Consider the following 4,707-nt stretch of genomic DNA (forward strand, 5'->3'; position numbering starts at 1 on the left):
TGCAGCCTCTTACCGCCACGCCCGTTCTGATGCGTTTAGTCTCTGGGCCGACTACACCACAGAAATGAAGGCTTGATCTAGCCATCCACAATCCTTTACAATCTGGTGCAAACAACTTGGCAATACCATGTCTTCTTATGTGGACCGCATTCGCCTTGGCAACGCGGTTCGAACGAAAATACCAATCGATTGCTGCGCCGTACTTTCCAAAGGGCATGAATTTGTCGGTACATAGCCAAGCAAAGTTGAGTGCCGTCGCAAGACAACTCAATGAACGACCAAGAAAGACCTTGCAATATCAAACGCCAGCTGAAAAGTTCAATCAGTGTGTTGCATCGACACATTGAACTCACCATGAATTCTGACCTTCTCTAATGCGACTAATATAATTAGAAAGACCGGTTAGTTCACCAACTTTGGTAGATTTAAAGCGAAGAATTTCAAGCAGCTTATCTCGTAGATCAACATCTTCAACAAGCCTTTATTTCAACACGGCACCGAAGTTATTCCAGAAGGCTACATATTCTTCGGGTGCTTTATTTGATTTCTTTCTGAGCTCACCGACGACTCGTTTAGTAGGTATAACTCGAAGGGCGTGGAACAGGGAATATATAGAAGGTTGGTATAGCCCATCATTCCCTCAACCAAACTGTTTATTGGTATTACGTTATAAAACAAAAATTTGAACTATGCTTCTCTATTGCTTTAAATTGAAATCTTCTGCATAAAAAAGAAGGTTTATGATCGAAGAAGTAGAAGTGCTGTGAAAATAAAAAAACCAAATCCTATTGATGTCTTTGTTGGTGCCCGTATTAGGCTACGCAGAAATATGTTAAATTTGAGTCAAGAGAAGCTCGGTGATGCACTCGGGGTTACATTTCAGCAAGTTCAAAAATATGAAAAGGGTACAAATCGCGTTAGTGCCAGTAGACTTCAAAATATATCGAAGATATTGGACGTAACAGTCGATTTCTTTTTTGACGGAGTTCCAGAAGAAAACGGCCTTGAAACCGCTGCGACAACTACTTTTGATAAAACATTAAAAGAATATCTTGAGTTTACTACAACAAGTGATGGTATTAAGCTCAACCGAGCATTTCTCCAAATAACAAACGTGCATGTCAGAGCTAAAGCTCTGGCCTTAATCAGAGCGTTAGCTGAAATTGAGGAAAACTAAATTTAGTGTGTTATCGCGGCGTTTTGCTGAACAGAATTTAGTTTTTTTATTTCATTTTGCACCAAGGCTTTTCGATGATGAAGAGCGGCCTTGCCAATCAGATGCACAAGCATTTCATCGCCGGAAACGTTTGCTTCCTCAAGTGATAATTCAAGTAGTTTCTCTAGTCCTCCATTAAGGTTTTCAATTTGATTTATTGTTTGCATTTGTTTTCTCCCTAATCGAATTTATATTAAAATGATCGTGATAAAGTAGCGTGCAAACTATTAGGAAATTTCATGCAATATTTTATAGTTTCATGCTACAAGATCACCTAACAGATGGAGACTAGTCTCTGTAATAGTTCTGTGTGAAGTAGCAGAATTGCTACTTTTTAGGATTTATATCGAATTAATTCGATATAAATATGATAAAATATTTTATCTATCTATAGTGCAATCACTCAAGACACGATCGTGCATGTTTTGTCAGTCTATAGGCTTTTGCATCCAAAACGCTCTCCTTATCACCACGGATCTCTTGCAATTTTATGAGGGTGCGTTCATCGAAGTGCGCTTGAACCGCTAGAACTTCCTCATCAGCTAAAACATGGGTAATACCAAGTGGAATGACGCGGAAATGCAGTTGTACTAATCGCAACAGCCACAGCGGATTCATTTCAATAATAATTGTCGAAACACCCGTTTCAAGTCCCCATTCAACAATTGCTGAGAGAAGTTTATTTGCGGTTGAGCTTAACATTCTTCCGCGTGCTCTATGTTCTTTTATAACAGCATAGCGAGTCCACTCCCAAATTTCAGGTGCACGGGGTAGATCTCCTTCGCAAAGTTGGGGGTACACATCTGATAGTAAATATGGTTTCGTAGTTGGCAGCATTCTTTGATAACCAACAACTTGATCGCCGTCGAATGCAAGCATATGCAAAACATCGTCATTATCGTATTGATCTATTTCACGTTTATCCGGTTTTTGGAGGTCTCCCCACTTTTTTTCTTCAACAAACACATCGTGACGTAAGCGCCAAACTTGCTCCATAATATCTTGATGGTTTTTGACTTCATTTCCTTGAATTAATTTAATCATCTTATTCCCTTTCTTGTTTGACTTATGGGAATGTATGATAAGAAAAAATGGCTGGTTAGTATCAGATTTGCTACCCTTGATTTACTAATTTAAAAGACCTAGCCTTATCGCTATAGCTATTGCATGGGTACGATTGTTAGCACCCAGCTTTGTTAAAGCTGTGCGAAAATGTTTCTCTACAGTTGGCGTAGAAATCCCAATTATTTCGCCTGTCTCAATGCTTGTAACACCGTCTGCTATCCATTTTAACACTTCGTGTTCTCGCGGAGTTAACGTTACATCCTTCAGGATTTCGTTACGTTGTCCAATTCGTAAATGTGCATCAACGGCATACGCCGCGATTACAGTTAAGCCTGTTGACAAAAAGGGATTATCCATATCCAATTTTTCACCGGCAAAACTGATTCCTATACGTTTATTGTTCAAACCCTGTTGTGCGATGGTAATTCCGTTATGCAATCCAACACAGCTGGCTTCATACATTATTCGTTGCCCATCTAAGTCGTTATGTTGGAGGTGACTCCAAATAAATGGCGTATCTTGTGTACGAACATGTTTTATGGCTGGATCTCTACGAATATAATCTTGTAAAAAGTAACGTTCTGTCCATCTATCGACCCAGTGGCCCCCAATAACATAGGCACGGTTATTGTGACTATCCAAATTTTCGGGTGGCATTTCGCCTGCAAAATAGTAGCTAGCGCCAAAACTTGAAATGCTGTCCACTGTCAGGTGCGATACTTGGTCCAGAGTTTTGCAAGCATCATATTTTTGCAATATGTTGTAGATGTCAGGTAGCTTCATCGATAGTCAACCTTTCTGGCTTTTACTGCCATAAAAATCGCTTGGACTTGCGGTTTGATAAATACTTAAACGAGAATATATCACCTTTACTACTCAAGTCATCTATTAGAATTAAGGTATCTAGGAATAGAGGGTTGAATTAGGTCTCTAAGCCTAGGTATTGGAGTTAATCGGATTAGTAAACGCAGGCATTTTTTCACAAGAGTAAATAGATCTCGCGGCAAAATTTATGATTTGTCCCAATTATGTTGTGAGGGCATTTGCAATCTATGCACCACAACAATAGTTCCGTCGGGAGTTGATATGGTTAGGTGTAAGTAAAGTTGCTGAACGATAAGATTTTACAAAATCCTCTCTAAATTTTGAAAAATAATTTCATCTTTTGATTGAAATTTCTGTTTTAAAATCGTATAGGTTGCTTATGGCAAGCTTAGCGATGGAGAATATTTTGTGCTTTCCAATTGTTTGAATGTTCTGGAGAGGATGTCTTTCAGTAGGGCAGGGCCTTATTACAGATTAGTCTGTTATCTGAAAGCATGTGAAATACTTTCATTATATACGCTGATCATATTGATATCAAAGGAAGCAAGTAATGGAATTTAATTGTTATCAGTTAGAGGACCGCGTTCCTGAAATTGTACCAGCAGGATTTAAGCGTGGTTGGATGGATAAATCAGAGAACCGTTCGGCATATCGCTGCACACCTATGATAATTGCAAACTCAAGTGGGTGGGAAATCCTGTTGCCTCGTTCATTTAGGGTTCACTGGAATGGTGGACCTAAGAGAGAAGATATTCAAATTGAGGCGCTCGATGATTCAAACTATTTCAAATATTTGGCCACTTCCCACTTTGGAGGAGGGGTTTTAACCTTTTTGACTGGTTACCTATTTCAAACCAGCCTTGGTTGGACTGTATCAGTACGTGGAGCGCCGAATTGGCCTAAAGATGGGGTGACTGCGCTTGAGGGCTTGATTGAGAGTGACTGGCTACCATTTCCATTTGCCATGAATTGGCTTTTCACGAGACCAGGTACTGTCGAATTTCTTAAAGGTGAACCATATTGTTTTATTACACCTGTGCCTCAACTTGATCTTGAGTATTTGGTGCCGAAAATTCACTCAATCAAAAGCAATCCAGAACTTCATGGAGAATTTCAGGCTTGGAAGAAATCTCGAAAGGACTTTAATGATAAGTTATTTCAGCATGATCAAGAAGCTTTGAAGAAGGGTTGGCAGCGCAACTATGTGAACGGAAAAACCATGCTTGGAACGTCTTCATCGCCATATCATAAGACCAAACTGCGAGTTCCTGACCCTATTATAGTGGATTCGATAGCTTCTAGAAAAACTGTGGAGGAAAGAAGTAAGGATAGATAATGCAAGAAAATGAAGGAGTAATTTTTGCATTCCTACAGATATAGAACAACTGCTTTAGACTTCATATCTGGCTAATTACCACTTCTCTTTTCAATTCACCTTTATATAAGGAATGAGCTAGATATGAGAGACGTAAAACCAGACCATCTACCACTTTCTTATGCCCAACGTCGTTTATGGCTTCTTGGCCAGATTGATGGTGTAAGTTCAACTTACAACATTCCGATGGCTTTGCGTTTGAGTGGAGCTCTTAATGTAGCTGCGC

The 4,707-nt window shown here is 39.5% G+C and carries 5 protein-coding genes and 2 pseudogenes; 3 read left to right on the forward strand and 4 right to left on the reverse strand.

Annotation, left to right across the window (positions count from 1 at the left end; all coding sequences use genetic code 11):
• Window positions 1-129 precede the first annotated feature (129 nt).
• Window positions 130-347, forward strand: a pseudogene (locus AB2J24_RS19730) (transposase); the annotation flags it as partial.
• Window positions 348-349: 2 nt separating this feature from the next.
• Here AB2J24_RS19730 and AB2J24_RS19735 read toward each other — a convergent pair.
• Window positions 350-463, reverse strand: a pseudogene (locus AB2J24_RS19735) (hypothetical protein); the annotation flags it as partial.
• A 300-nt stretch (window positions 464-763) separates the two neighbouring features.
• On the opposite strand from AB2J24_RS19735, the gene AB2J24_RS19740 reads away from it, so the two are divergent.
• Window positions 764-1,177, forward strand: coding sequence for a helix-turn-helix domain-containing protein (locus AB2J24_RS19740; RefSeq protein ID WP_367386793.1), 414 nt, complete (start codon window positions 764-766; stop codon window positions 1,175-1,177).
• A 2-nt stretch (window positions 1,178-1,179) separates the two neighbouring features.
• On the opposite strand, the gene AB2J24_RS19745 is transcribed toward AB2J24_RS19740, so the two are convergent.
• The 3 genes from AB2J24_RS19745 to AB2J24_RS19755 form a co-directional block, all read right to left on the reverse strand.
• Complete coding sequence (locus AB2J24_RS19745; RefSeq protein ID WP_367386794.1) at window positions 1,180-1,383, reverse strand: hypothetical protein; 204 nt, start codon at window positions 1,381-1,383, stop codon at window positions 1,180-1,182.
• A 232-nt stretch (window positions 1,384-1,615) separates the two neighbouring features.
• Window positions 1,616-2,260: an acyl-homoserine-lactone synthase gene (locus AB2J24_RS19750; protein ID WP_367386795.1), complete on the reverse strand. Its 645-nt coding sequence runs from the start codon at window positions 2,258-2,260 to the stop codon at window positions 1,616-1,618.
• An 84-nt stretch (window positions 2,261-2,344) separates the two neighbouring features.
• A complete protein-coding gene (locus AB2J24_RS19755; RefSeq protein WP_367386796.1) occupies window positions 2,345-3,064 on the reverse strand; it encodes a helix-turn-helix transcriptional regulator in 720 nt (239 codons plus the stop codon).
• A 592-nt stretch (window positions 3,065-3,656) separates the two neighbouring features.
• Here AB2J24_RS19755 and AB2J24_RS19760 point away from each other — a divergent pair.
• On the forward strand, window positions 3,657-4,442 hold the full coding sequence (locus AB2J24_RS19760; protein WP_367386797.1) for a DUF6065 family protein: 786 nt from the start codon (window positions 3,657-3,659) through the stop codon (window positions 4,440-4,442).
• Window positions 4,443-4,707 lie beyond the last annotated feature (265 nt).

The sequence above is a fragment of the Lentilitoribacter sp. EG35 genome, from assembly GCF_040784015.1.
In the GTDB taxonomy this organism is placed as follows: domain Bacteria; phylum Pseudomonadota; class Alphaproteobacteria; order Rhizobiales; family Rhizobiaceae; genus Lentilitoribacter.

Bases quoted from the DNA above. Each gene is read 5' to 3' on its own strand.
- AB2J24_RS19750 (WP_367386795.1), bottom strand. From the start codon at position 2,260: ATGATTAAATTAATTCAAGGAAATGAAGTCAAAAACCATCAAGATATT.
- AB2J24_RS19755 (WP_367386796.1), bottom strand. From the start codon at position 3,064: ATGAAGCTACCTGACATCTACAACATATTGCAAAAATATGATGCTTGC.
- AB2J24_RS19760 (WP_367386797.1), top strand. From the start codon at position 3,657: ATGGAATTTAATTGTTATCAGTTAGAGGACCGCGTTCCTGAAATTGTA.
- AB2J24_RS19745 (WP_367386794.1), bottom strand. From the start codon at position 1,383: ATGCAAACAATAAATCAAATTGAAAACCTTAATGGAGGACTAGAGAAA.